At 58.9% G+C, this 25,360-nt stretch carries 24 protein-coding genes and 2 pseudogenes; 3 read left to right on the top strand and 23 right to left on the bottom strand.

Translation table 11 applies throughout. The annotated features are described in order from the left end of the window. Positions 1-27: 27 nt before the first annotated feature. From AC1RKJ_RS00130 to AC1RKJ_RS00085, 10 genes are all read right to left on the bottom strand, one after another. Complete coding sequence (locus AC1RKJ_RS00130) at positions 28-1,578, bottom strand: AMP-binding protein (RefSeq protein ID WP_492788896.1); 1,551 nt, start codon at positions 1,576-1,578, stop codon at positions 28-30. Beyond that, entirely contained in the window at positions 1,571-2,092 is a 522-nt protein-coding gene (locus AC1RKJ_RS00125; protein ID WP_492788895.1) for a (2Fe-2S)-binding protein, read from the bottom strand. The genes AC1RKJ_RS00130 and AC1RKJ_RS00125 overlap by 8 nt, the downstream gene beginning before the upstream one ends. Continuing rightward, positions 2,089-2,901, bottom strand: coding sequence for an FAD binding domain-containing protein (locus AC1RKJ_RS00120; RefSeq protein ID WP_492788894.1), 813 nt, complete (start codon positions 2,899-2,901; stop codon positions 2,089-2,091). Before AC1RKJ_RS00120 ends, AC1RKJ_RS00125 begins: the two co-directional genes overlap by 4 nt. Further along, entirely contained in the window at positions 2,898-5,888 is a 2,991-nt protein-coding gene (locus AC1RKJ_RS00115) for a xanthine dehydrogenase family protein molybdopterin-binding subunit (protein WP_492788893.1), read from the bottom strand. Before AC1RKJ_RS00115 ends, AC1RKJ_RS00120 begins: the two co-directional genes overlap by 4 nt. A 136-nt stretch (positions 5,889-6,024) precedes the next feature. Then, entirely contained in the window at positions 6,025-6,867 is an 843-nt protein-coding gene (locus tag AC1RKJ_RS00110; RefSeq protein ID WP_492788892.1) for an AraC family transcriptional regulator, read from the bottom strand. Between the two features lie 13 nt (positions 6,868-6,880). Continuing rightward, positions 6,881-7,648, bottom strand: a complete 768-nt coding sequence (locus AC1RKJ_RS00105; protein ID WP_492788891.1) for an ABC transporter permease — start codon at positions 7,646-7,648, stop codon at positions 6,881-6,883. Next, entirely contained in the window at positions 7,645-8,475 is an 831-nt protein-coding gene (locus tag AC1RKJ_RS00100; RefSeq protein WP_492788890.1) for an ABC transporter ATP-binding protein, read from the bottom strand. Before AC1RKJ_RS00100 ends, AC1RKJ_RS00105 begins: the two co-directional genes overlap by 4 nt. 11 nt (positions 8,476-8,486) lie before the next feature. Next, positions 8,487-9,530, bottom strand: a complete 1,044-nt coding sequence (locus AC1RKJ_RS00095) for an ABC transporter substrate-binding protein (RefSeq protein ID WP_492788889.1) — start codon at positions 9,528-9,530, stop codon at positions 8,487-8,489. 59 nt (positions 9,531-9,589) lie between these two features. Further along, positions 9,590-11,008, bottom strand: a complete 1,419-nt coding sequence (locus AC1RKJ_RS00090) for a UbiD family decarboxylase (protein ID WP_492788888.1) — start codon at positions 11,006-11,008, stop codon at positions 9,590-9,592. 38 nt (positions 11,009-11,046) lie between these two features. Next, a complete protein-coding gene (locus AC1RKJ_RS00085) occupies positions 11,047-11,655 on the bottom strand; it encodes a UbiX family flavin prenyltransferase (RefSeq protein ID WP_492788887.1) in 609 nt (202 codons plus the stop codon). A gap of 129 nt (positions 11,656-11,784) precedes the next feature. Between AC1RKJ_RS00085 and AC1RKJ_RS00080 the strand changes: the two are divergent. Together AC1RKJ_RS00080 and AC1RKJ_RS00075 are read left to right on the top strand one after the other, a co-directional pair. Further along, positions 11,785-11,949, top strand: a pseudogene (locus AC1RKJ_RS00080) (LysR family transcriptional regulator); the annotation flags it as partial. Between the two features lie 117 nt (positions 11,950-12,066). Further along, the gene (locus AC1RKJ_RS00075; protein WP_492792602.1) at positions 12,067-12,753 is read left to right on the top strand and encodes a LysR family transcriptional regulator substrate-binding protein; all 687 of its coding nucleotides are present in this window, start codon (positions 12,067-12,069) and stop codon (positions 12,751-12,753) included. Here the strand turns inward: AC1RKJ_RS00075 and AC1RKJ_RS00070 are convergent. From AC1RKJ_RS00070 to coxB, 12 genes are all read right to left on the bottom strand, one after another. Further along, positions 12,750-13,457 carry an ABC transporter ATP-binding protein gene (locus AC1RKJ_RS00070; protein ID WP_492788886.1) on the bottom strand — a complete coding sequence of 236 codons (708 nt, stop codon included), beginning with the start codon at positions 13,455-13,457 and terminating at the stop codon, positions 12,750-12,752. The genes AC1RKJ_RS00075 and AC1RKJ_RS00070 overlap by 4 nt on opposite strands. Continuing rightward, on the bottom strand, positions 13,457-14,197 hold the full coding sequence (locus AC1RKJ_RS00065; RefSeq protein WP_492788885.1) for an ABC transporter ATP-binding protein: 741 nt from the start codon (positions 14,195-14,197) through the stop codon (positions 13,457-13,459). The genes AC1RKJ_RS00070 and AC1RKJ_RS00065 overlap by 1 nt, the downstream gene beginning before the upstream one ends. After that, entirely contained in the window at positions 14,194-15,213 is a 1,020-nt protein-coding gene (locus tag AC1RKJ_RS00060; protein WP_492788884.1) for a branched-chain amino acid ABC transporter permease, read from the bottom strand. The genes AC1RKJ_RS00065 and AC1RKJ_RS00060 overlap by 4 nt, the downstream gene beginning before the upstream one ends. Then, complete coding sequence (locus tag AC1RKJ_RS00055; protein WP_492788883.1) at positions 15,206-16,099, bottom strand: branched-chain amino acid ABC transporter permease; 894 nt, start codon at positions 16,097-16,099, stop codon at positions 15,206-15,208. The genes AC1RKJ_RS00060 and AC1RKJ_RS00055 overlap by 8 nt, the downstream gene beginning before the upstream one ends. Positions 16,100-16,204: 105 nt before the next feature. Then, complete coding sequence (locus AC1RKJ_RS00050; RefSeq protein ID WP_492788882.1) at positions 16,205-17,374, bottom strand: ABC transporter substrate-binding protein; 1,170 nt, start codon at positions 17,372-17,374, stop codon at positions 16,205-16,207. A 499-nt stretch (positions 17,375-17,873) separates the two neighbouring features. Further along, positions 17,874-18,305 (bottom strand): c-type cytochrome, encoded by a 432-nt coding sequence (locus tag AC1RKJ_RS00045; RefSeq protein ID WP_492788881.1) that lies wholly within the window; start codon positions 18,303-18,305, stop codon positions 17,874-17,876. A 68-nt stretch (positions 18,306-18,373) separates the two neighbouring features. Continuing rightward, a complete protein-coding gene (locus tag AC1RKJ_RS00040; RefSeq protein ID WP_492788880.1) occupies positions 18,374-18,667 on the bottom strand; it encodes a GYD domain-containing protein in 294 nt (97 codons plus the stop codon). Between the two features lie 32 nt (positions 18,668-18,699). Next, the gene (locus AC1RKJ_RS00035; RefSeq protein WP_492788879.1) at positions 18,700-19,080 is read right to left on the bottom strand and encodes a cytochrome C oxidase subunit IV family protein; all 381 of its coding nucleotides are present in this window, start codon (positions 19,078-19,080) and stop codon (positions 18,700-18,702) included. A 10-nt stretch (positions 19,081-19,090) separates the two neighbouring features. Then, the gene (locus AC1RKJ_RS00030; RefSeq protein WP_492788878.1) at positions 19,091-19,816 is read right to left on the bottom strand and encodes a heme-copper oxidase subunit III family protein; all 726 of its coding nucleotides are present in this window, start codon (positions 19,814-19,816) and stop codon (positions 19,091-19,093) included. A gap of 15 nt (positions 19,817-19,831) precedes the next feature. Continuing rightward, on the bottom strand, positions 19,832-20,536 hold the full coding sequence (locus AC1RKJ_RS00025) for a cytochrome c oxidase subunit 3 (protein ID WP_492788877.1): 705 nt from the start codon (positions 20,534-20,536) through the stop codon (positions 19,832-19,834). Beyond that, a complete protein-coding gene (gene ctaD, locus AC1RKJ_RS00020; RefSeq protein ID WP_492788876.1) occupies positions 20,533-22,308 on the bottom strand; it encodes a cytochrome c oxidase subunit I in 1,776 nt (591 codons plus the stop codon). Before ctaD ends, AC1RKJ_RS00025 begins: the two co-directional genes overlap by 4 nt. Positions 22,309-22,387: 79 nt before the next feature. Next, a complete protein-coding gene (coxB, locus tag AC1RKJ_RS00015) occupies positions 22,388-23,221 on the bottom strand; it encodes a cytochrome c oxidase subunit II (protein WP_492788875.1) in 834 nt (277 codons plus the stop codon). A 650-nt stretch (positions 23,222-23,871) separates the two neighbouring features. Between coxB and AC1RKJ_RS00010 the strand changes: the two genes are divergently transcribed. Beyond that, complete coding sequence (locus tag AC1RKJ_RS00010) at positions 23,872-24,762, top strand: DUF2189 domain-containing protein (protein ID WP_492792601.1); 891 nt, start codon at positions 23,872-23,874, stop codon at positions 24,760-24,762. 495 nt (positions 24,763-25,257) lie between these two features. On the opposite strand, the pseudogene AC1RKJ_RS00005 reads toward AC1RKJ_RS00010, so the two are convergent. Next, a pseudogene (locus AC1RKJ_RS00005) lies at positions 25,258-25,360 on the bottom strand (protocatechuate 3,4-dioxygenase subunit alpha); the annotation flags it as partial.

Raw genomic sequence — 25,360 nt, 5'->3', positions numbered from 1 at the left:
TTACTTCCTTCTGTTGAACTGGAAAATTCAGGCCGCGCTGGACGGCGGAGATCGCTCAAGATCATATTCGCCGGCGACAAGCAGCCTGCGCAGCAGCTTTCCGACCGGCGATTTTGGAATCGCGTCGACAAACACAAAACGGCGTGGACGCTTGAAATTAGCCAGACCTGACGTTTGGCAGAACTGTTCAAGATCGCTTTCCGTCACGGTCGCGTTGCGCTTGACAAAAGCGGCAACGATCTTTCCCCACTTTTCGTCGGGAAGGCCGACCACAGCCACTTCGGAGACGGCAGGGTGAAGCGAAAGACAACTTTCGATCTCGACCGGAGATACATTCTCGCCGCCGGTAATGATCATGTCGTCGACGCGACCGGTCACGAACAGATCTCCGTCTCGGTCGACGAACCCGGTATCACCGGTAAAATACCATCCCTCGCGCAACGACTTTGCATCCGCGTCCGGACGGCGCCAATAGCCCTCAAAGGCCTCGTCGCTCGCGAGCAGCGCGATGATCTCGCCTTCCTCATCCACGTCTGCGACCTGCGTAACGGATCTCGCATTCAGCTTCACCACTCTGATATGCTGATTGATCCCCGCTTTGCCCGCAGACCCTGGCTTGGCGATTGCGTTTTGATCGATAGTGAATGTGTAGATTTCCGAACTGCCATAGTGATTGACGAACAGGTCCGGCTTGAAGAGTTCATCAAGCTTCCTGAGCAATCCATCGGTCATCGAAGCGCCGGCAAAGCCAAGCTTGCGAACCGACGATACATCCGTCTTGGCGAAGGCATCGTGGTGAACGAGATCGTGATACAGCGTCGGCACCAGATAAAGATTGTCGATCTTTTCCTTCTCGATGATCGCCAGCGCTTGGCGTGAATCGTAGCGTGGAAGGCAGACGAACGTGCCGCCAATCAGAGACATTGCGATCAGCGAACGAACGCCCATCGTGTGGTAGAGCGGCATCACACCGAGCGTCCGCTCTTTCCGACGATAGAGATTCTGGGCAACGTGCGCGACGCCGGCCGCACGCTCCGCGCGATGACGGCGCGGCACACCCTTGGGTTTCGACGTCGTACCGGATGTATAGAGCATGATGGACCAGGCATCCGCGCTGACGCGCGGCATTGCGTCCGGCGCATTGCCGGCAATCATGCCGTCGAACTGCATCGTTTTGCTGTTGTTCGGTGCGCGATCGACAGTGATACATCGAAGTCGATGTGCAAGCTTCGAACCTTGCACGGCCTCGGCTGAGACATCCTGATAGACGATCGCGCAGGCCTCTGAATTTTCAATGCAGTAATCTACCTCATCAGGTTTTGCGCGCCAGTTGATCGGCGTTATGACGATACCGGCCAATTGGCACGCCCAATGAAGGGTCGCCGCTTCCCAGCGATTTTGCAGCACGGTCAAAACATGATCGCCCGGCTTGAGACCGATCCTATCAAATGACGCAACCAGCGCAGAGATGCGGGCATACCACTCGCGATACGTAAGACGCAGGCTACCATCGACAATGGCGATGGCATCGGGATCGCGTACAACGCTGGCAATAAAACTACTTCCGAGATCAAGCATCTATCTTCTCGCTCCTTGATACTTTTGCGAGTTCTGCTGCGGCCTCAAGCGCGGCCTTTATGATCGGCGTGTAGCCGGTACAGCGGCAGAGATGGCCACTGAGAAGGTCGCGGATTTCACTTTCGCCTGGCGACGGGTGGTGGCGCAGGAAATGATCCAGCGACATGAGAATGCCGGCTGTGCAGAAGCCGCATTGCAACGCGTGGTTCCGCCGGAATGCAGCCTGCAGAACACTAAGCCTGTCCATCGCCGGCGCGATACCCTCGACGGTGCGGACATCACAGCCGTCTATCTGGACCGCAAGCGTGAGGCATGCTCTCGCCATCGCGCCATCGACGGTCACCGTGCAAGCCCCGCAAACGCCGTGCTCGCAACCCACATGCGTGCCCGTCGCCCCGATCTGCTGCCGCAAGAAATCCGTCAGCAGCAAGCGCGGCTCCGCCTCCCCTTCGGTGGCGTTTCCGTTGAGCGTAAAGCGGACCGGATGGCGGGCTTCCGATTTCAAACGCGTCATTGCAGAACCTCGCGCACCAGATCGCGCCCGATATTGCGAACGAGATCGCGGCGATAGCGTGCCGTTGCGTGAACGTCATCACGTGCTTCGAGTTCATATGCGAAAGCGTTCAGTGCATCATCGAGGGCGCTACCCTCCAGACGTGGCCATTCCCGCGCCGTCGGCACGTCGGCGACGCCGCCGACCGAAAGGCGTACTCCTGTCTTCGTGGCGACGGCCGCACACGCCACGATGGCGAAATCGCCGTGCCGGCGTGAAACTTCGCGAAATGCGCATGGCGCCGTTCCGGCAGGAAACGATACCGCCTCGATCAGTTCGTCATCGGCCTTGTCCGTAGCCATCATACCGGCGAAGAAATCCTTTGCGGCGACACGCCGGCGCTTCTTCCTGCTGCGCAGGTGAACTTCGCCTTCGAGTGCAATCAGCATGAGCGGCAGCTCGGCGCTGGGATCGGCATGAGCAATCGAACCGCAGACCGTACCGCGACTTCGAGTCTGGGCGTGTCCCGTCCACGGCAACGCGAGCGAAATGATGGGTAACGTTGCCGCAAGTTGAGGCCACGCCAGCAGCGCCGCCTGACGGACGCCGGCCCCGATCGTCACAGTCCCTGCCTTCGCCTCGATACGGCCGAGTTCTTCAAGCCGCATGATGTCTATCAGCACCTTCGGTTTCGCCAGCCGCATATTCAGCATCGGCATCAACGATTGGCCGCCAGCGATGATGCGTGCGTCGCTACCATCGCTCGCAAGCGCATCCAGCGCCTCACCCAGCGAGTCAGCGCGAACATAGTCGAAAGCCGCCGGCTTCATTCGGCTCTCCCAAGGAGACGCCGCAGCCGGGCAAGAATCGACAACGAGCCGCTGCCGGGGTTAGTGCCTCCGGCCTGACGCGCGAGTGCCGCAAAGAACTGTCCGATGATGACCTTGGTGGCACCATCGAGCAGACGTCCGCCGATGCTGGCGACCTTGCCGCCGATCGCAGCGTCGTAAACATAATGCATGACGGTGCCGCCCTGGCCGTCAGGCGTCAGCGTGATGCGGCCCTCGCCTCCGCCGAATCCAAGCGCGCCCTCGGCAGTGCCGCCGAGCGTCACGGCATGCGGCTTGTCCAGATCGGTCAGTTTCACGTTGGCGCGGTATCGGCCGCTCACGGGACCGATACCCAGCGTGACGTCAGCGCGAAAATGCGTATCGGATACTTTTTCAACACTTCGGCAGCCCGGAATGACGGCTTTCAATGTTTCCGGATCCAGCAGCATGTCCCACACACGCTCCGGCGGCACGCTCACCGCGGCGCTGCCCTCACCGCGCAAGCGCCGATCCCCTGCCTTCGGCACAGCCGAAGATCGGCCTGCAGGCGCGACGGGTTCCGCACCGCGGACAATCTCCGTCAGCTTCGCAGGCACCAGCGGCAGGGTCAGGTCCCTGACGTTCAGCGCGTCAGCGACTGCATTGGCGATGCAGACCGGCGTCGACATGCAATTACCTTCGCCCACGCCTTTTGAGCCCAATGGCGTGAACGGCGACGGCGTTTCCATATGTAGAATGACCGGATCCGGGACCTCCATTGTCGTCGGGAGCAAATAGTCAGCCAACGTGCCGGTCAGATAGCTTCCGTCAGCACCATAGGCATATTCTTCGTAGAGCGCGGCGCCTAGCGCTTGCGCGAAGCCGCCGCGAATCTGCCCGTCCACCATGCCGGGATGTAGAATGGTGCCGCAGTCATGCATCGTCACGTAACGGTCGATGCGCGTTTCGAGTGTGGTTCGATCGATTTCAACGCCGCAGAAATCGAAGATGAACCCATGACACAGCGACGAGTTGACGAGATCGTTGTCGTCCGGCGGCGTCAGTTCCGGCGGAGTCCAGAACACTGTTTCACGAATGGTATCGCCGACGTCATCGGGCAGCGAACCGGGAGACCAGTGGCTGAGTGCGGCGAGGCGCGAGAACGCAATCTTGTTTTCCGGATTATGTCTCGACGCAACGACGCCATTCGAAAAGATGATGTCTGAAACTTCGACGTTAAGTTGACTGGCCGCAATACGCGCCAATTTGGCAGCGAGGCGTTCCGCCGCCAGCTTCGCCGTGCCTGCAACCGCCGGCGCGAAACGGCTGGCGTAATTTCCCGAGGCGATCGACCATGCATCTTTCGCCGTATCGATCTCGGTATTGACGCGAATATCCTGCGGCTGGAGGCCGAACACGTCGGCGACCACTTGTGACAAGACCGTCCGATGCCCCTGGCCCTGCGGGACCGACGCGACATGAATCGTGACCCCGCCCACGGGATCCAGTCCGATTGTTGCCGTTGCTTGTGCGCCGTTCTTCGGTCCGGCCTTTCGGCGTTCCTCGGCCGTGAGGACTGTCGAGATATAACCCATGTTCGACACGCTGGGCTCGACCACCGCAGTATAGCCGATACCGTAGAGACGCCCCTCCGCACGCGCCTTATTCTGCCGCTCCTTCAGTTCGGCAAGTCCTCCCTCTCGTGCGCCGCGGATCAATGCCTCTTGATAATTTCCGGAATCCAGAAGCGCGCCGGTCGCGGTGCGGTATGGAAAGGCTCCGGCCGGAATCAGATTGCGCCGGATCACTTCGAGCGGATCGAGCCTGAGTTCAACCGCGATCCGGTGCACAAGCCGTTCCAGCGCGAAATACACTTGCGGCCCGCCAAAACCGCGATTGAGCCCTGTGGGCGTCTTGTTGGTAACGACAACGCGGTTTCTCACCGCCACGTGACGGATGTCATAAGCTCCTGTGAGATTGCCGTGCATGCGGTAGAGCGTCGCCGGCTCAGGTGCGCGCAAATGTGCTCCGCAATCCTCAACCTGATCCCAATCCAGCGCGAGGATCACACCGTCGCCGCTCACTGCCGCTTTGATCGTAGTGGCGCGGTTGGTTGCCGATACCGATGCCGTCAGATGTTCAAGGCGATCTTCGATCCACTTCACGGGGCGACCGACTGCGCGCGACGCCGCAGCGATCAAGACGATGTAAGGGAAGATTCCCTGCTTGACGCCAAAGCTGCCACCCGAATCCGGCGGCGTCCGCAAGCGCACCCGGTTGCCTGGAACCTTGAGCGCGCGGGAAATCACAGCATGAATACTGAAAGGCCCCTGGAAGTTGGCCAGAATGTCGAATGCATTCTCCGCGGGATCATAGTCCGCGATCAATCCGTAGGTTTCGATCGGGGTACATGAGTTGCGCGGATAGGTAATATCGACCGAGATCTGATGCGCAGCTTCGGCAAACGCACGCTCGGGGTCGCCGTAACGGAAGCGCCGGTCGCTCGCGACGTTACCGTTGAAGCCATCGTGCAATACGGGCGCATCCGCTGAGAGCGAAGCAAGCGGGTCAACCACCGCCGGACGCGGGCTGTATTGCACCTCAATCAGGTCGAGCGCGTCTTCCGCGAGATAGCGGTCGGTTGCGACGACAACGGCGACGGGCTCGCCCACGTAGCGGACACGTCCGACCGCGATCGGCCAGCACTCCACCGGAGCTTTCACGCCAACGACAAGACTCGTGGTCATCTTCTTGATGTCGTCGCCGACAAGCACCGCGCGCACGCCCGCGGTTTTTGCCGCAGCCGACGTATCGATGGCGACAATATCGGCATGGGCATGAGGTGAACGCAGGATAGCGGCGTGCAATGTGCCCGGCCGCGTGCCGAGATCATCGATGAAGCGGCCGCGTCCCGTGAGCAGCGCAAGGTCCTCGACGCGCTCAATCGACCGGCCGACCCAGGGACGATTACTATCGAGGTCCGATGCCGATGTGGCGGATTGCGCCATCCTGAAAATCACTCCCGATCGCGCTTGTTACGCCGCGCGTGCGAGTGTTTTTCCGCCAGAACGAAAGACAAACCATACCGGCACTTCTCACGACTTACCAAACCGTCTCATTTGATGACGGCTGTGCGTTGCAGCATCAACTCGCGAGCCGCGAAACGTTTCGGAACTCACGGGGACCGACACCTGCATGGTTGCGGAAGAAGCGCGTGAAGTGTGCCGGCTCTGCAAAGCCAAGACGCTCACCGATCTCGCCGATGCTTGCGTCCTGATGGAGAACAGCGTCGAACGCCTGCTCCATGCGCACAACATTGAGATACACCTTCGGGGGCAGCCCGATCGATGACTCAAATAGCCGGAAAAAATGTGCCCGGGAAAGGCCGGCTTCCTTCGCAAATTTGTCGATGTTCGTTGTGCGGCCAGCTTCAGCCCGCATCGCTTCCGCGGCACGCCTGATCCGCCAGTCGCGGCCTGGGACATTCATTTCCCTGATCGATGCCGGGAAACTCCGCCACGGCGTAAAGCGCTCGATGACCGCGATCATGAGATCGGACAGCAGCGCCTCGTGATTGGAAACACATTCCGGCCTGGCCATCATATCGGTCGCAAGCCCCATGCTCAGTTCCCGAATGCGCGGCGAGACCTCGCCCGCAGGATTGCCGAAAAACCCGGGTGAGCCGCTCGCGACCCACCCCGGCCGGAACTCCATCAGCCACTGCGGCTCGACGTAGAGGGCCAGGATCAGCGTGCGGGGGCGTTGAGGATCGTGAACATAGGCATGCGGTTGCCAGCCATCGACCAGAACCGCGCTGGTGTCCGTCAGGGGGTAAACCTTGTCGCCGACTGCAAACTGGGTATCGGCGCCCTCCACCTTCAGCAGAACGTGGCAGTGCGGATGCGCATGCCGCACCAGCGAACAATCCATATCCAACAGCGCTACCCTGCCGAACGCACCATGCGCGATACGCAACGCTGTAGACATTTGAGCCTCCCGCTCAGCCGCTGGATTTCCACGGAATCAGCCACCGCTCGATCTGGTCGAGTATGACGGAGAAAACAAAACCAAGAATCGCGATAACAAGCAATCCTACATACATCGTATCGACCGTCAGGACCTGCCATGCGTTCCAGATCATGAACCCTATACCGTCGTTGGCGGCGACCATTTCGGAGATCGCGATCAGGATCAGCCCCATTCCCATGGCGAGCTTGACCCCCGCCATAATTGACGGAAGCGCGCCCGGCAATGCGATGGTCCGGAAAACCTGCCACTTGCTGGCGCGGAAATTATGGCCGACGTCGAGATAAATGCGGTCGAGATTGACCACTCCGACCAGCGTGTTGATGACGATGGGATAGAAAGCGCCAAGCGCCACCATGACCACCTTCGACATCTCGCCCAGGCCGAAGATCAGCAGCACCAGCGGCAGGATCGCGCTTTTCGGGATCGGATAGGTCGCCGAAATCAAGGGATCGATGGCGGCGCGAAGCGGCCGCGAAATCCCCATCGCTAGCCCGAGCAGCAGGGCCGGAACGCCACCGAGCAACATGCCAAGCGCAAGACGCCGCAAGCTTGCGAGCGTATTCGTCACCAGTTCTCCCGATGCAAGCAGCGCACCCACCTGATGCATGATGCTACTTGGCGGAGGAAAAAACCGCACGTCGATCAGGCCAAAGCGTCCTGCGATTTCCCATGCCGCCAATAGCAAAAGCGGCGTCACGAGTCCGATGACTCGCTCAAATCCTTTCGCTGTAGCGTTCATGAGGGATTTCCCTCCAGCTGGCGCGCGCGGTTAACTTCCTCACGAAGCTGCTCCCAGATATCGAAGACAAGCTCACCATATTCAGGCTTCTGCCGTAGCTCCATCACGTTCCTCGGACGCCCGAACGGCACATCGATGAGCGCTTTCGTGCGCCCGGGATTTGCGGTCATGACCATGATGCGATCGCCGAGCGTGACAGCCTCATCGACACTGTGAGTGATGAAAACCACCGTCTTCTTGGTTGCTTCCCAAATTCGCAACAGCTCTTCGTGCAGCAGGAGTTTGTTCTGTTCGTCGAGCGCAGAAAACGGCTCGTCCATCAGAAGGATTTCGGGATCGTTGGCGAACGCGCGCACGATCGAAACACGTTGCTTCATGCCGCCGGACAACTGGTGCGGATACCGATCGCGAAAGCGCCAAAGCCCGATGCGCTCCAGCCAGAGGCGCACGGTGTCCATCACCTCGTTCTCCGCGACCTTTCGCATGCGAAGGCCATAAGCGGCATTGTCGTAGACCGTCATCCAGGGAAACAGAGAGTCGCCCTGGAAGATCATGGAGTTTGTCGGGCGCGATGGATCCACCTGGCGGACATCGACCTTGCCTTCGCTTTCCCGGTCGAGACCCGCGAGAATCCGCAGCAGCGTCGTCTTGCCGCAGCCGCTCGGCCCCACGATGACAAAGAACTCCCCCTGCGGGATGTCGATCGTGATCCCGTCGAGCGCAACAAAGCCGCCAGTCCCGAAATACTTGCGCACTCCGTACAGGGAAATCTGCGTGGCCTGTGACTGTGGCGCCGCTCGGTCGTGAACTACGCGAATGGTCGACATCAAATTGTTTCCTAACGCGGCTTGTAGGGGCCGAATTGCTTGACCGCGCTCTCCACGAAAGACATGTCCACCACATCACTGACCGTAACGGGCTTCTCGATCTGGCCCTGCGAAACATAGAATTTCAGATCGTCGTCGAGACTTTGCGTATTCACCGATCCATCCGGCGAAATGCCGTTCGGCACCATCGTGTCGAACATCTTGCGATCCGTCAGGCCCGTGGTCTTCATAATGAGATCGACGACCTCCTTGGAGCCCGGGCCGTTGAACAATCCCTTGCTGGTCGCATCGTTATAAATGCGCGACGCCTTGACATAGGCATTCATGAACCGCTGCCCGACGTCGCGGCGTTTCGTAAGCATGTCGTTGCCGTAAAGCAGAACCGCCACCTGCTGGCCCGGATATAGCGTAACGTCAGACAGCCGGACCGCGACGCCCCTCTCGATGGCTTGCGAGGTGGACGGCTCCGTCGTGATCGCGCCATCGATCGCCTTTGAACTCAGCGCGAGAACCTGCTGCGGATAGCTCATGTTGACGTTCTCGGCGTCCTTGTAGGTCAACCCGCCCTTTGTCAGCGCCACCGCCAGTTTGGCGTTCGTCGCAGATCCCGGGCCAGCCGCTGCAAGTTTCAACCCCTTGAGGTCGGAAAGCGTTTTGACCTTGCCGGAATCGACCAGATCCTTGCGGACGATCAACGGCATGTAATCGTACGTCGGGGCCGTGGAACCTTTGTCCGCGACGATCTTGACGCCGATGCCGCGCGACACGGCGTTAAACAGACCGGCTGAGGAAGCGCCTGCACCGATGTCGATCTGCCCTGCCGCGAGAGGCGCGATCATGCGCGGTCCGGAATCGAAGGGAATCAATTCGACGGCGAGCTTCTGCTCGGCGAAAAATCCCCGCTCCTGCGCGATGTAGAAGACAACGTCGCTGATCACCTTGTTGACCCCGACCTTGACCTGATCGACGCCTTGCGCATGCAATGCACCGGTGCCGCTCATCAATGCCGCGCAAGCCAAAGCTGCGCTTCGCAGCAGGTTTCGTCTGTTCATCATCTCTCTCCCAATATCCCGGCTTTGTGCCAGTGTGTTAGCTTCCAGATATCGCGGGCGCGTTAACCCGTCACAATGCGCGCAAACGCAGCCTTCGGATCGCCTTGCAGAATGCTCGGCAGATCGACATCTTCAAGACCCTTCACATGGATGCGCTTGAACACCATCGGCTCGGCCTCGACCGGCTTGGTCGCATCGATGCCCATCTTGGCGCTGATGCCTTCATCGCTTGACGGATCGAGCTTGGAGCCTTGGGCACCGGAAACCACGAACAGATCGCGATCCGCCTGGAACCGTGTTGCAATGGCCCATTCGATTTCGTTCGGATCGTCGATGTTGACGTCCATATCGACGACCACGACCTGCTTGAGATCGTAATGACCGCCGAACGCACCCATCAGGATGTTCCTCGGCTCGCCGTTATTGGTCTTCTCGATCTTGACGACGAGGTGATAGCGGCAAGTGCCGCCACGCGTCAGCCGCACATCACGGACGCTGGAAAAGCTGCGTTGCAGGTGTTGGAGCAGCGTGGCTTCGCGCGGAATTTCCCCGAGTACCAGATGCTCCATACCGCCGCCCACGATGGTATGGAAGATCGGGCTCTTTCGATGCGTGATGGCATCGACGTGAATAACCTCGCGGTTGGCGCGCGGTCCGTAATACTGCGGAAATTCGCCGAACGGCCCTTCAGGCTCGCGAACCTTGGGCAGAATGCGGCCCTCGATGACAATCTCCGCGTGTGCCGGCACTCGCACATCGTTGGTTAGGCACTTCACCATCTCGATTGGACGGCCGAGCAGCGCGCCGGCAATCTCCATTTCGTCTTCATCGACCGCGGCAATTGCCTGCGAGGCAAGAATGCAAGCCGGGTGCACACCGATGACCAGCGCGATCTCTAATGCTTCTCCGGCCTGCTCCGCCATCTTGAAGTAATGCAAGGTATGGCGCGGCAGCAGCAGCACACCGATGCGATCCGGGCCGCTGACCTGGCAGCGATGAATCGAGACGTTCTGAACACCCGTCTTGGGATTGCGCGCGATCAGAAGCGCTGCGGTAATGTAGGGGCCGCTGTCGTGTTCGTTGTGTTTCGGAATCGGCAACTGCTTCAGCAGATCCACGTCGCGATGAACCACTTCCTGCGCAGCGGCATTCTTCACCTCGACCCATGGCAGCGGGTTCCGCACGGCTTCCTGAAAATGCGACAACAGTTGATCCGTCGGAATGCCGAGAGAATCCGCGACCCAACTCCGGTCGGCGAAGATGTTCGCGACAACCGGGATCGGATGCTGGTCAGGTGACGGAAAAAGCACCGCGCTGTCGTTCTCAAGCCTCTTGGAAACCGCAGCCAGTTCATCGATCAGGGAAACCCCTGCCCGCGCGACAGCGAGGCGATCCGTTGCCGCAAGCTGCTGCAACCAGCTTCGCAGATCCGGCTCCGCGTTGTGACCGGTCATTGCATGAATGCCACTGCTCTTTGTCATTTTCCCTCTGGAGATTTTCTTCTTGAATGGCGTCTAAATCAGGTCGCGTCGCGCACGGGGCGGCGCTTGAGCGCAGGTGTTTCACCCCAACGCTCGACAACGCCCACATCGATGTCGAAAAGATCGAGCGCGCGTCCGACCGTGTGGTCGACCATGTCGTCGAGACTGTCGGGCTTTGCATAGAACGCTGGCACTGGCGGTGCGATGATCGCGCCCATCTCGGACAGCGCCGTCATGGTGCGCAGGTGACCGGTGTGAAGCGGCGTCTCCCGAACCATAAGGATCAGACGACGCCTTTCCTTCAGCGTCACATCGGCTGCGCGCGTTAGAAGTGTGGTTGTCACACCCGAGGCGATTTCCGACATGGAACGCATTGAACATGGCGCAACGATCATGCCCATGGTCCGGAACGACCCGCTCGAGATCGATGCAGCCATATCGTCGATGGAATGAGTGGTGTGCGCGATCGCCTTCACATCCGCGATCTTGAGCGATGTTTCGTAGGCGAACGTGATCTCGGCGGTTTTCGACATCACGAGATGCGTTTCAACCCCGGCGTTCCGCAGCAATTGAAGCAATCGCACGCCGTACACGACACCTGAAGCACCGGAAATACCGACGATGAGACGTCGTTGCGAAGAAACCATCACCGGCCCGGCCTTAAGGTTTGGAATTTGGCGGCGCTGTGGAGCCAGCCCGCGTGGATTGCCAAAGGCTACGCAGATGGAGCAATCAACACAAATAATAGATATTGATTTTATCAATCACTATAATTGATGATAGAGATCGAGGCGGCTTGTTCCGAGAGGACCCGAATGGACTTCAAGCAGATGCAGTACTTCCTTTGCCTTGCACAGGAAGGCAACGTGACCCGCGCGGCGCGACAGCTGAATATCGTTCAGCCCGCGCTCAGCATGCAGATCGCGAAGCTTGAGCGGTCCTTTGGCAAAAAGCTTTTTCATCGGTCGGCACACGGCGTCTCGCTAACGCCGGCAGGCGAAAAACTAGCAGGCCTTGCAGGCTCGATCATACAAAACGTCGATCATGCGCGCGACGAAATGGCACGCCTGGATGGTAAAATCTCCGGGCGCGTCAGCATCGGGATGATCACGTCCGCCGCTCAAAGCACGCTCGCCTCGTCATCTGCGAAGATCGCCGCGATGTACCCCGAGATCCAGCTTCTGGTCTGCGAGGGCTATACCGACGTGCTGCTCGAATGGGTTCTCGCAGGCCAGCTCGATATCGCTATCGTGAACATGCCCCCGGGGAAGACGCCACAGAAAGCCCGCCACATTCTCGACGAGGAAATGATGCTTGCGCGCGGCCCCATGAATAAAGTCACCCTCCCCGGCGTCGTGCCTTACCGGCGACTGAAGGATCTGGACATCGTCATCCCGTCGCGGCGGCACGGCTTGCGGCGTATTCTCGACGCAACCGCAGCCGAGATCGATATCACCCTGAAACCCCGGCTGGAGATCGATACGCTGTCGGCAGTCTGCGAAGTCGTGGCAACCACCGATCTTGTGTCAGTGCTGCCGGGAATCGCGTTGTATCCGCACCTCGCCGCCGGACGCGTCGAGGCCTACCGTCTTGGCAAGCCGGGAATCGTGAGGACGGTGGCCTGGGTCACCCATCCGCGCCGCATCGTATCGGCCGCAATGTCAGCGGTCATGGAGATCATTTCCAATGATCTTTCAAACGCGGCGACCTCCGCCTCGCGTCTCGTCAAACGAAAGATAGGCTAGACCGCAATCACGTCCATTAGCCGGCTCTTGTCAGCGTCATTTCTGGCGTCTCCCGCCAGGACGACCGCCCCGCGCTCGATCGCGTAAAAGCGATCCGACACGCTGAGCGCGCCACCGACGTTTTGCTCGACGAGCAGGACAATCGCCCCACTCGCTTTCATTTCCTGGATGATCGCGAAAATGTCGGCGACAATCATCGGCGCGAGACCTTCGCTCGGCTCATCGATCAACGCCAGTTTCGGGCGGCCGATCATAATGCGGGCCATTGCAAGCATCTGCTGCTCGCCGCCGGACAGCGTCGTGCCGGCCTGCCGCCGCCGCTCGGCGAGACGCGGCATGCGCTGGTAGATGCGGTCGATTTCCGCATTCTCCTCGGCGCGCGAACGCCCCTTACGCTGCATCAGGCCCAGTTTGAGATTTTCCTCAACACTCAGGCCGGGAAAGATGCGCCTGTCTTCCGGCACAAAGCCGACCCCGTGGCGGCAAACGCCATCCGGTTCGAGGCCATCAAGACGCGCACCGTCGAGGACGATTTCGCCGCCGCTTGGAGCAACCCAGCCCGCGATCGTTTTCATAAGCGTCGTTTTGCCGACGCCGTTGCGCCCGAAGATGCCGACGACCTCGCCGGGGCGCGCTTCCATGCTCACACCCTGAATAACGTGGGAGAGCCCGTAATGAACGTGAAGATTATCGATCTTGAACATCAGGCATGTCCGAAGTAAGCGGCCTTGACGGCCGGATCGGCCCGCACGACGGCAGGCGCGCCCTCAGCAAGCTTTTTTCCCTGGTGCATCACCACGATGTGGTTGGAAATATCCATCACCACACCGATGTCATGCTCGATCAGGAGGATCGTAACGTCGTTCGCCAGATCACGGATCAGCCGTGCCGTATCCGCTGTGTCCGCATGGCTCATGCCCTGCGTCGGCTCATCAAGCAGAAGAATAGACGGCTCGGCAGCCAGCGCCACTGCGATCTCCAGCCGCCGCTGTTCGCCGTGAGAGAGTGCGCCGGCAAGCTCGCCGACTTTAGCAGCAAGTGAGAAGCGCTCGACCAATGCATCGACACGGGCAAGCGCCCGATCACTGCGTTGGACCGGCAGCCATAACCGGCGCGATGGTTCGAGCCGCTGCGCCGCGAGCCTCAGATTCTCAAACACCGTGAGTTCAAAGAACAGGTTCGTGATCTGGAACGACCGGCCAAGGCCGGCTCGCTGCATGAGATGCGGCGGCGCTCCGGTTCGATCCACGTTTCCAAGAACGACACGCCCGGCATTCGGCCGAATGAGTCCGCTGATCAGATTGAACAGCGTCGATTTCCCGGCGCCGTTCGGGCCGATCACGGTGGTAATCGCATTTTTCTCGGCGGCGAAGGAGACACCATCCACAGCACGGATTCCGCCGAACGCGACGCCGAGGTCGTGAACCTGAAGCACAGCCGTCATCGCCCGCCCCCACCCAGCATGCGTTCAATAGATGGCCGGATCAGTCCCATCAGGCCCTTCGGCAGGAAGATCACGACAGCCATGAACATCAGGCCGATGACGATCAGATGATGTTCGGTCATCGAGCCAATAACGGATTTCAGCACGGTCAGAATGACGCTGCCGTACAGCGCACCGGCCAGCGTACCGACACCGCCGGTCACCACCGTGATCACCGCATTTCCCGAGGTGCTGAAGAACAGCAATTCCGGCGAGACGAAACCACGCAGCATCGGATAGAGAGCACCCGACAAAGCGGCAACCACAGCCGAGAGGATATAGGCCGCCACGCGGGCGTTGCGGGTCGAGTAGCCAAGAAACGGGACGCGGCGCTCGTTCGCGCGCAGCGCGACTAGAATGCGCCCGAACGGCGTATCGAGGAGATAGGCACTCACCAGATACAGCATGACGATGAAACCAAGCGTGAAGATGAAAAACCCCGCTGGCGAATTCGACATCACCGTGCCGAAACCGAGATTAACGGGCACGATCGGCACGCCTATCAACCCGTCCGACGCTCCGAGCGAGCGGGTATTGTAGACAGCGCGCGCTGCAACCTGCGCGAGGCCGAATGTCACCAGCGCAAAATAAACCCCGCGAACACGGTTTGCGATCAATCCGGCGACAGCCCCCACAATGAGCGAGACTGCCAGCACCGCCCCCATCGCAGCCCAGAAGGACGGAACTTCCTTGAGCATCAGCGCGGACACATACGCACCAAGACCGAAATAGAGCGCCTGCCCAAGCGACAGCAATCCGGTATAGCCCAAGAGGATATCGACGGAGAGCGCTAGGCCGGCGAATATCAAAGCTTCAGTCGCAAGCCGCAGGAAAAACGTGTCGCCCATTGCTGCGCCGATGGCGGCGAAGATCAGGGACGCAGCAACGAACACCGCCACAAGAACATGGCTCGCCCGCATGGCGAGACCGAGACGATCGATCATCGGCTCCTGCCGCACGTGTGCCGGGTTATCCATGACCAAGCCGCCCAAACAGACCCTGCGGCCTAACCACCAGCACGAGCACCATGATGCTGAAAACGATCGGATCGCTCCAGACCGGCGAAACGATCAGGCTTGAGATCGCCTGCACCTGCGTGATCAACAACCCTGCGATCACAGCGCCGGCGATCGAACCCATGCCGCCGACAATCACGACCGTGAATGCGAGAAAGATGAAATCCCGCCCCATGGTCGGAAACACGGAATAGATCGGCGCAAGCAAGACGCCCGCAAGGCCAGCAAGTGCTACGCCAAACGCAAAGGTCCAGGCAAAGACGCGCTTCACGGGCACGCCAAGCGAGGCGGCCATGTTACGGTCGAATGCCGCTGCCCGCACAAGCGCGCCGAGCCGCGTTTTGTTGATGATAACGGCCACACCGCCGACGATGGCGAAACCGATAACGATCAGGAACAACCGGTATGTCGGCAGCAGCACGCCCATCACTTCGACCGCGCCCGAGATGGGCGTCGGGGGCCGCTGCGTGTTCGGGCCGAACACGACCTTCAGCCCTTCCTCGATCACGAGGCCAAGACCGAACGTCAGAAGCAGCGTCGTCACGTGCCGATCTGGCAAATTGAAGACGCGCTGAATCAGGCCGCGCTCTACCGCGTAACCAATAGGCAGCATCAGCAGCGGCACGAGCACAAGGAGTATCCAGAAGCTGACGCCGGACGCCCCCAATGCAAGCGCCAGATAAGCCCCCACGGCATAGAATTCGCCGTGGGACATATTGATGACGTCGAGCAGGCCGAAAATGATCGTCAGACCAATTGCCACAAGAACCACGGCGACCCCGAGAGCCAGTCCCGTGATCATCTGTGGCGCAAGAACGAATTGCCCGTATTCCAACAATCCGGTCATCCGGAACCACCATCCGCCTGTCGATGTTTCAGTTGCTGTGAATTATCCGGCAGCGGGGACGCAACTCAATCAGTTGCCGCCCCACTCTCCGTTGTTGTCGATACGTTAGAAGCGCTTGCAGTCATCCGGTCCGATGGCTTCCTCGCCGCTGACATCGCCAACGATCTTGAACTGGCCACCGCTGACGCGAACGACGTACATCGGCTGGATCGCCTGATGATCGCCGCCGCGCATGGTCTTCTTGCCCTGCGGCGTCATCCACTCGAGGTCTTTCATCGCCGCCCGCACCTTGTCGGTTTCGGTCGACTTCGCCTTCTCGACGGCGGCCTTGTAGAAGTAGATCAGTCCATAGCTGTCGGCGCCGTAAAGATCCGGATCTGATTTGTTCGTCGCCTTGAATGCTTCGACGAACTTCTTGTTCTCAGGCGAGTCGATCTGCGTCGAGTAGCCGACACCGGTACCGAAGCCATCCGCCGCAGCACCAATGGCAGCGATGTTCTGGGACGTCACCGTTCCGGACGCACCGACGACCAGCAGATTTCCAAGAAGGCCGAAATCCTGCATCTGGGTGAGAAGCCGGACAGTATCGTTGCCCGCAACCGACGTGTAGAGCACTTCCGGTTTGGCCGAGCGCAACTGGCCGAAGTATTGCGTATAGTCCTTGCTGTCGAGCGGCGCAAAGACTTCGCCGGCCGACGTTGCGCCGAGGCCTTCGACCGTCTTCTTGAAAGTTGCGACAGTGGAGCGGCCCATTTCATAATCAGGCCCCAGGAAGTAGACCTTTGCCTTTGGCTTCTGCTTGGACACCCAGGCGGCGAGCGCGGTCGACTGCTGACCGGCGCGCGCATTCACGCGGAATACATTCGGCGAACACTTATCTGCCGTGATCGAGTCAGCAAACGACACGGTCGTCGCGATCAGTTTGCCTGCCCGCTCCGCGGTCTGACCGACGGCCAGCGTCGAGCCTGAGTTCACGGTTCCGGTGAGAAAATCGACCTTCTGCACCTCGAACAGCTTTTCAGCCTTCTGCACGGCAACGGACGGATTTGCTTCTTCGTCTTCGAAAATCAGCTGCACCTGGCGGCCCGCGATGCCGCCCGCAGCGTTGACTTCCTTGGTTGCAAGCTCAAGTCCCCAGCGCACCTGCTGACCGATCGGGGAATACGTGCCGGACAACGGTGTAACGACACCAATCTTGATCGGATCGGCGCCAAACGCAGGAGCGGTAAGTGCGGTGGCTGCGAGAAATCCCGCGAGCAATTTTGTTTTGATCATCGGCTCAACTCCCTAAAGGTGATTGGATATCCGCTTTTGCGGATTTATCGTCTTGGTTTGAGTTCACGGATGTTCGCGGAGAACTTTGCGCCGGGAGAACATCTCGAATGGAGATTCTGCCCTGACGCTTAGACCGCAATCATTCAGCGAGAAAAATCGCCATCCATTCAACTGGATTGCTGCGTGATCCGAGCGCGTCTGAAAATTGATGTGTGGCGATAGCCGCCATACCGTCACCTCTCCACAACCGCGCACTTCTCGACGCATGGAGGGCATTTGCCAAAATGCAACGGCGAGCGGCGATACCGTGCGTTCTTACAATTTACCAATCAGTCTCATAAAGTTCGCTGCACCGCAGAATGGCTCAGGGCTTGGCAATGGCGCGAATTTGGCGCGCCATTCAGAACAAAACTATGAACTCATATTTCATTGAAATCGCTATATAACCAGCGAAGCGGCCCACGGCGGCGCCCGCTTGGCAGCGGTAACCGGCTTTCCATCAGCGCAAATAGCTGTGCAGTCGCCTACTTTCGCCAGCAGGCACGACCTCGGCCTTCTTTCCGGTAGCGTTAAACTGCTTGAGATAGGCGACAATATCATCGATTTGCTTGGGATCCTTGAGGCCCGGGAAAATCATCTTGGTGCCCGGCACTTTCGCCTTCGGATCCTTGATGTATTCACGGAAGGTCGCCTCGTCCCAAGTGATACCGGAATTCTTGTTAGCGGGCGAATAGTTGAAGCCTTCAATCGTCCCGGACTTACGCCCGAACAACCCGTTGAGTACAGGGCCGACCGCGTTCTTTGCACTCTCACCGATCTGATGGCACGCTTTGCATTGAGCAAAAACCTTCTCACCCGCAGCTGCATCCTGGGCGGAGGCGGAAACGGTCGAGAGGAATCCTGCTGCGATGGCTAGAACGAAAATGCGCATGTGACCACTCCATGGCTGACAAACGGTACGGCCAAAAAAACGAATCTAAAGCGAGCGCAGTTGGCTGGTCAGCCGAGCGACGTGATGATTTCCCGATAAGCCGCCTCAGGAAATGCCTTCAGGGTCCGCGTCCGAATGTTACCCATCATTCCAAGCTGGAGGTTGAAACGCGCGGCGACTGCATCGTCCGGGGCTTCATAAATCGCGACGATGTCGTAGTCGCCCATGGTCAGGAAAAACAGTTTGAACTCGCCGTCCATATCCTTGAGAGCTTTCTTCGCCGCGTCCAAACGACGTGGCGAGTCCTTCACACTTTGGACGCCTTTGTCGGTCCAGTTTGCAAGCATAACATAGGTGGTCATCGCAGTCCTCCCTGCGCACGAGGCCCCCGCTTCTACGCTCCTGACTTGAAGAACACGATCCGGGTCAGCAGCGTGTAATCCGACTCAAGCACCATGATGGCCACGAAGACCAACAGCGCCAGTGGCGGAAGCAGGATAGCATAACTCAATGCCAGCCGCTCCCAGGCCATATGCATGAAGACGGCAACAATCAAACCGGCCTTCGCAACCATGAACAGCAGGATCAGCGACCAGCGAAGGTATCCGTGAACGCCGAAATAATCGACGAGATAAGAGCAGGCGCTCAGCACAAACAGCCATGCCCAGACCACGAGGTACAGCTTGATCGGATGTTGTTGTCCTTCGGCATGTGCAGCAGCCGGTGCTGCGGCAGGTGCCGCATGAGAAACTCCGTTCATCGTGACTTCAGCCATGTGTGTCACCTCACCACAAATAGAAAAATGCAAAGATAAATACCCACACCAGATCGACGAAATGCCAGTACAGCCCGGTGATTTCGACGATCTCGTAATGTCCCTTCCGGCTCGTGAAAAAGCCGCGCCGCTCGGTGTCGAAATCCCCGCGCCAGACTTTTCGTGCGATGATAATCAGGAAGATCACGCCGATGGTGACGTGCGTTCCGTGGAAACCCGTAATCATGAAGAAGCATGAGCCGAACTGCGCCGCCCCCCACGGGTTCTCCCATGGCCGGACACCCTCCATGATCAGCTTTGTCCACTCAAAGGCCTGCATGCCGACGAACATTGCACCAAACGCAGCGGTCACCAGCATCAGTATCGCGGTTTTGCGGCGATCGCGGCGGTAGCCGTAGTTGACAGCCATGGCCATGGTGCCGCTGCTGCTGATCAGGACGAAGGTCATGATCGCAATCAGAATGAGCGGAATATGATGTCCCGCGATCTCCAGAGCGAAAACCTCACTGGGATTCGGCCACGGTACCGTCGTGGACATGCGCGCCGTCATGTACGACAGCAGGAAGCAACCGAAGATAAAGGTGTCGCTGAGGAGGAAGATCCACATCATGGCCTTACCCCACGAGACGTCCTTGAACGCGCGCTGATCCGAAGACCAGTCGGCGACAATGCCTCGCACCCCTGCAGGCCGCGCTCGGGTTTGTTGTCCGGCGTTTGTCAGCGCAGTTTCAGCCATTGCGCTCACCTCTCCTTATGTCAACAACTGGCGGCAAATGGCGGCAAAATCGTCCGCCCAGCCCGTCAATAACGCAAGCAGGATCAGCCAAACCAGCAGCAGGAAGTGCCAGTACATGGTGCACAGTTCAACGCTCAGGCGCAGCCGCGAAGCTTCGATACCACGCCATGCCTTCGCGGTGGTTCTGCCCAGCACTGCGAGGCCGCCGAGTACATGCAGCCCATGAACTGCGGTGATGAGATAGAAGAATGCATTGGCCGGATTGGCCGTCGGAAGATAGCCGGCGGCGTTGAGCTGCTGCCACGCCAGCAACTGACCAGTCACGAACACAACAGAGGAGATACCTCCCGCAAGCAGACCAATCAGCACATTGTCGCTGTCGTCCCGGCGTGCCGCAACCTGAGCCCATTGCAACGCTGCGCTGCTCACAATCAGAACGCCGGTATTGAACCATAACAACCTTGGCACGGGCAACGAGCGCCAGTCGGTCAGATCCATACGCATCGAGTACGCGCTGATGAAGAGCGCGAACAGCGAGCCGACAACCGCGAGAAACACACCCAGCCCAATTTTTTCCGGCGGCAGTAACGAAGCGCCCCCGCCGGGAAAATCGCCAATCGATCCTTCCTCCAGCCAGGGTTTCGCATTCAGGCGTTGCTGCGAGAGCCACCATCCTGCAATGGCGGCCAATCCAGCCATGAACAGGATGATCGCAGTCATGCGTGAGCTCCCTTCCCTGTTAATGCGGATGGCGGCTCATTCTGCGGGATGAAATCCCGCGCAGCTCCCGGAACGCTGTAATCGTAAGCCCAGCGATACACGACGGGGAGTTCTTTGCCCCAGTTGCCATGTGCTGGCGGCGTCTGCGGCGTTTGCCATTCCAGCGTGGTAGCCTTCCACGGGTTGCCGCCTGCCTCTTTGCCTTTGCGCAGGCTCCAGAACAGATTGAACACGAACATAAGTTGAGCGAACCCGACAACCAAGGCCGCCACGCTCATGAACGCGTTGAGATCATGCGCGGATGCCGGGACGAACGCCGTCTCCCCGATGTCATGATAGCGGCGCGGCACACCCAGCAGACCGAGATAGTGCATGGGGAAGAAAATTGCATAGGCTCCCAGGAACGTGACCCAAAAGTGGACCTTGCCCAGCCAGTCGTTGAGCATCCGTCCGGTGACTTTCGGATACCAATGATAGATCGCGCCAAACACGACCATGATCGGCGCCACGCCCATCACCATATGGAAATGAGCGACGACAAACATCGTATCGGATAGCGGAACGTCGACGACAACGTTGCCAAGGAACAGGCCGGTCAGCCCGCCGTTGACGAACGTAACGATGAAGCCGAGCGCGAACAGCATCGGCACGGTCAGATGGATGTCGCCGCGCCACAGGGTCAGAACCCAGTTATAGACCTTGATGGCTGTCGGGATAGCGATGATCAGCGTCGTCGTTGCGAAGAAGAACCCAAATTTCGGATTCATGCCGCTGACATACATGTGGTGCGCCCACACCACGAAGCTTAGCGCGCCTATCCCGACGATCGCCCAGACCATCATCCGATAACCGAAGATGTTCTTTCTCGCATGCGTACTGATCAGGTCAGAAACAATCCCGAATGCCGGCAGCGCAACGATATAGACCTCGGGATGGCCGAAGAACCAGAACAGATGCTGGAATAACAGCGGGCTGCCGCCGCCGTACTTCATCTGCTGGCCCATCTCCACGAGTGTTGGCATGAAGAAGCTGGTGCCGAGAAGCCGGTCCAGAAGCATCATCACCGAGGCGACGAACAACGCAGGAAAGGCGAGCAGCGCCATCACTGTCGCCGTGAAAATTCCCCACACCGTCAGCGGCATCCGCATCAGCGTCATTCCGCGCGTACGGGCCTGCAGCACGGTCACCACATAGTTCAAGCCGCCCATGGTGAAGCCAATAATGAACAGGATCAGCGACAACAGCATCATAATGATGCCCGCTTCCTGCCCCGGCGTGCCGGAGAGAACCGCCTGCGGCGGATACAACGTCCATCCGGCGCCGGTCGGACCACCCGGAGCGAAGAACGCCGCAACCAGCACCAGCACGGCAAGCAGATAGATCCAGTAGCTCAGCATGTTCGCGTACGGGAACACCATGTCGCGCGCGCCGACCATCAGCGGGATAAGGTAGTTTCCGAAGCCGCCCAGAAACAGCGCGGTGAGCAGATAAATCACCATGATCATGCCGTGCATGGTGATGAACTGGAGATACTGGCTTGGATCGATAAACGAGAATGTGCCGGGAAATCCGAGTTGCAACCGCATAAGCCACGAGAGCACTAGCGCGACCATCCCGATCGCCATCGCGGTGAGCGAGTACTGAATGGCGATGACTTTGGCATCCTGCGAGAAGACGTACTTCGTCCACCAGCTATGCGGGTGATAGAGATCGACCTCTCCCACCTCAGCTGGCGGGATGCGTGCAACGACGTCAGACGGGACATCAACCATCGAAATGTCCTCCTTGGTCTTCCCTCTATTGCGCGAAGAGTTAGCGTCACAGATGTGCGGCGCCTCCTCGTCGGTATTTTCATTCGCTGCCTGTCTTGTAAGTCGCTTTCATAATATTGCGCTGACCAGACAGTTCCGCGAACGTCTGTTGCTGCTCCAGCCACGCATGATAATCTTTCTCTTCCTGAACGATGACCTTGCCCCGCATCTGCGAGTGCGCAAGTCCGCAAAGTTCCGCGCAGAGTACCTCGAACGATCCCGTCCGCGTCGGTGTGAACCAGAAATATGTGACGGAGCCCGGCACCATATCCATCTTGGCGCGGAATTCCGGCACATAGAAATTGTGCAGAACATCGATCGATCGCAGCAGCACCTTGACCGGCTTGCCGATCGGCAGATGCAGATCTCCGTTTTCGATCACGATGTCATCCTGCCCGGCGGAATCCTTGGGGTTCAAGCCAAGCGGATTTTCGGCGCTGACGTTACGCGCGTCGGACGTCCCCATGCGACCGTCCTTGCCTGGGAGCCGGTAGCTCCAGCGCCACTGCTGGCCCATGACCTCGACCTCGGTCGCATCGGCCGGAACCGTGACAAACTGGTGCCAGACGACAAGACCGGGCGCCAACATCGCTCCAACGCCGACCGCAGTTCCGATGGTGAGCCACCATTCGAGTTTCTTGTTTTCCGGCTCGTAGGCTGCCTGCCTTCCCTCCTTGTGATGAAAGCGGAAGACGCAATAAGCCATGAACGCGACGATCGCGAAGAAAACGATGCCCGTGATCCAGAATGTCATGGTGATTGTGTCGTCGATGTAACGCCAGTTTGAAGCAATCGGCGTCCACCACCACGGGCTCCAGAGGTGAAACGCCACCGAGGCGACCGCGACCAAAAGCAGTATGAGCGCTACAGCCATCCCTTGTTCATCCTTGCCTTGTGAGGCTACGGACAAGACTTAAGGCGCATGACTCATGTCGGCATGGATGGCATACTTCAAGCTCGCCATCGCGATGCTGGCCGCCTTGCCCTTAACCGGTCGCAACATCGAACTCGACTTGAGCAATCATCTTGTCGAGTTCAGTTCTGCGAAGACGTCGCGACCGCTGGTGTCAACGAACGATGGGCATTTTACCACTACAGGATGTTCCCCGGCAGGCTTGGTTGTCAATAGACCGGTTTGTCCGATGGCAATGCCACAACGCACTCGCTGCACAATTTACTCGCTGAGAGACTGAACGTGGCAGCCGCGCCGCGATACCGCATTGCAATCGAGCAACACACATAAGCTCGCGCCGCGCAACGGAACATCGACAGCTCATTGCAGGTTGGAACACAGTGTGCAGATGCACAACAGATCTAACAGCACGTGCTATTGTTTTCGAATTGCGCTATGCTGTGCTCTACAGGTCGCGACTGGTTTTGCTTGGCAAAGATCTTTTCGTGAGCTTGGCCGCCTTGCCAGACGTGGTCGCGATTTCTGCGCACGAAGGCGATTGAACGTCGCGGAAAAGGTGACGCCCAATCTCGCCGGTGCAACACATGTGCAAACACATGGAGATTGCGACCATGGCCATACCGTATACCGACACACGAATTGCGCCAGCCGCCGCCCCTGTCGTTCGCAACATTGGCTTCTCCGACCTGCGTGACGCGCTACGGCTCGGCTGGGAAGACTTCAAGGCAATTCCAAGTCACGCGATTATCCTGTGCATCATCTATCCCGTCCTTGGGCTTGTGATAGCCAGGACGGTGCTGGGCTATTCAGTATTGCCGCTCCTGTTCCCGCTGGCCGCAGGATTCGCATTGATTGGGCCCTTCGCCGCGCTCGGTCTCTATGAATTGAGCCGCCGCCGCGAACGCGGTGAAGAGCCTTCAGCGTGGCACGCGTTTGGCGTTCTGAGGGCGCCATCCTTCGGAGCCATGCTCGGACTTGGCGCAATCCTGCTCATCCTGTTCCTGGTTTGGGTCGCCACTGCGAATGCCATTTATGTCAGCATCTTCGGCAACACCCCTGCTGCAAGCATTCCTGATTTCACCTCACGCATTTTTACGACCACGGAGGGATTAACGCTCGTCGTCGTAGGATGCGGCGTCGGCTTCCTGTTCGCTGTTGTTGCCTTATGCATCAGTGTTGTGGCGTTTCCGCTGATGCTCGACCGGCATGCGAACGTGACGGATGCGATCCAGACCTCGCTGCGGGTCGTGATGAAAAACCCCGTTGCGATGGCAGCATGGGGACTAATCGTTGCCGCGCTGCTGGTGATCGGCTCAATACCGTTGTTTCTTGGTCTCGCCGTCGTTCTGCCGGTGCTCGGTCACGCAACCTGGCATCTTTATCGCAAGGCGCTGGAGCCAGATCCAAATCCATACCAGGAACCACCCCGGCCGCCGAAAGGACGGCGCTACGCGGCAGATTTCCCGGCCTCACTCTTCCCGTGGGGCCGCGACAAGCCATAATTCGAAACGAACCATCGGGGACGCACGTTGACGAGCCGGACTGGTTGGCTGGCGACCCAGTGATGATCGGAACAGTCTCCGGCGGAATTCCCTGCTTACAGGGATTTCTAACATTCCAAAACTTCAGAAGACGATTTTTTATCGAAAAACTGCTGCGCTGCAGCGGCTTTCGGGAACTCCCTGCGCGAGTTAACAGGGAAAGAATTTGGCAGATCAGGTAATTTGGAACAAGAACAGCGAATTTTTCCTGCAAATGCAGCCGCATGAGGTTTTCGGCACGCACAGCTGGCTGGCAGTCAATCTGCGAACTTTTCGGACGGATTGCGTCGGAAAACAGAGCAAAATCCACCGCTGCTACGTCGCAAACGTCTCTTCAGAAGCGGGGAAAGACGAACGATCACGTCACAGACCTGCGCAGCATCCGCGCGAGACAATTACGCTGAATGGTTACTGACCGGCCCCCGGCGGCGACGCATTTCGTCTGACTCGAAAACCTCACAGGTCGAAGAACACCGTTTCCTTGTCGCCCTGGAGATGGACGTCGAAGCGGTAAGTCACAGGCTCGCCCGGCTCGCGCGTCGCAACCAGTGTGGCGCGG

It is taken from the genome of Afipia sp. GW822-FHT04G07 (assembly GCF_058800765.1).
Note: the sequence above shows the minus strand (reverse complement) of the source record. Positions and strands in the feature narration are given on the sequence as shown.

Coding starts and splice junctions, on each gene's coding strand:
- coxB (WP_492788875.1), bottom strand. CDS start 23,221: ATGGCTGTAGCGCTCATACTGCTTTTGGTCGCGGTCGCCTCGGTGGCG.
- AC1RKJ_RS00040 (WP_492788880.1), bottom strand. CDS start 18,667: ATGACCACCTATGTTATGCTTGCAAACTGGACCGACAAAGGCGTCCAA.
- AC1RKJ_RS00045 (WP_492788881.1), bottom strand. CDS start 18,305: ATGCGCATTTTCGTTCTAGCCATCGCAGCAGGATTCCTCTCGACCGTT.
- AC1RKJ_RS00065 (WP_492788885.1), bottom strand. CDS start 14,197: ATGACGGCTGTGCTTCAGGTTCACGACCTCGGCGTCGCGTTCGGCGGA.
- AC1RKJ_RS00105 (WP_492788891.1), bottom strand. CDS start 7,648: ATGAACGCTACAGCGAAAGGATTTGAGCGAGTCATCGGACTCGTGACG.
- AC1RKJ_RS00030 (WP_492788878.1), bottom strand. CDS start 19,816: ATGGCTGAAACTGCGCTGACAAACGCCGGACAACAAACCCGAGCGCGG.
- AC1RKJ_RS00010 (WP_492792601.1), top strand. CDS start 23,872: ATGGCCATACCGTATACCGACACACGAATTGCGCCAGCCGCCGCCCCT.
- AC1RKJ_RS00115 (WP_492788893.1), bottom strand. CDS start 5,888: ATGGCGCAATCCGCCACATCGGCATCGGACCTCGATAGTAATCGTCCC.
- AC1RKJ_RS00075 (WP_492792602.1), top strand. CDS start 12,067: ATGGCACGCCTGGATGGTAAAATCTCCGGGCGCGTCAGCATCGGGATG.
- AC1RKJ_RS00090 (WP_492788888.1), bottom strand. CDS start 11,008: ATGACAAAGAGCAGTGGCATTCATGCAATGACCGGTCACAACGCGGAG.
- AC1RKJ_RS00095 (WP_492788889.1), bottom strand. CDS start 9,530: ATGATGAACAGACGAAACCTGCTGCGAAGCGCAGCTTTGGCTTGCGCG.
- AC1RKJ_RS00125 (WP_492788895.1), bottom strand. CDS start 2,092: ATGACGCGTTTGAAATCGGAAGCCCGCCATCCGGTCCGCTTTACGCTC.
- AC1RKJ_RS00110 (WP_492788892.1), bottom strand. CDS start 6,867: ATGTCTACAGCGTTGCGTATCGCGCATGGTGCGTTCGGCAGGGTAGCG.
- AC1RKJ_RS00035 (WP_492788879.1), bottom strand. CDS start 19,080: ATGGCTGAAGTCACGATGAACGGAGTTTCTCATGCGGCACCTGCCGCA.
- AC1RKJ_RS00085 (WP_492788887.1), bottom strand. CDS start 11,655: ATGGTTTCTTCGCAACGACGTCTCATCGTCGGTATTTCCGGTGCTTCA.
- AC1RKJ_RS00025 (WP_492788877.1), bottom strand. CDS start 20,536: ATGACTGCGATCATCCTGTTCATGGCTGGATTGGCCGCCATTGCAGGA.
- AC1RKJ_RS00120 (WP_492788894.1), bottom strand. CDS start 2,901: ATGAAGCCGGCGGCTTTCGACTATGTTCGCGCTGACTCGCTGGGTGAG.
- ctaD (WP_492788876.1), bottom strand. CDS start 22,308: ATGGTTGATGTCCCGTCTGACGTCGTTGCACGCATCCCGCCAGCTGAG.
- AC1RKJ_RS00070 (WP_492788886.1), bottom strand. CDS start 13,457: ATGTTCAAGATCGATAATCTTCACGTTCATTACGGGCTCTCCCACGTT.
- AC1RKJ_RS00050 (WP_492788882.1), bottom strand. CDS start 17,374: ATGATCAAAACAAAATTGCTCGCGGGATTTCTCGCAGCCACCGCACTT.
- AC1RKJ_RS00055 (WP_492788883.1), bottom strand. CDS start 16,099: ATGACCGGATTGTTGGAATACGGGCAATTCGTTCTTGCGCCACAGATG.
- AC1RKJ_RS00100 (WP_492788890.1), bottom strand. CDS start 8,475: ATGTCGACCATTCGCGTAGTTCACGACCGAGCGGCGCCACAGTCACAG.
- AC1RKJ_RS00060 (WP_492788884.1), bottom strand. CDS start 15,213: ATGGATAACCCGGCACACGTGCGGCAGGAGCCGATGATCGATCGTCTC.
- AC1RKJ_RS00130 (WP_492788896.1), bottom strand. CDS start 1,578: ATGCTTGATCTCGGAAGTAGTTTTATTGCCAGCGTTGTACGCGATCCC.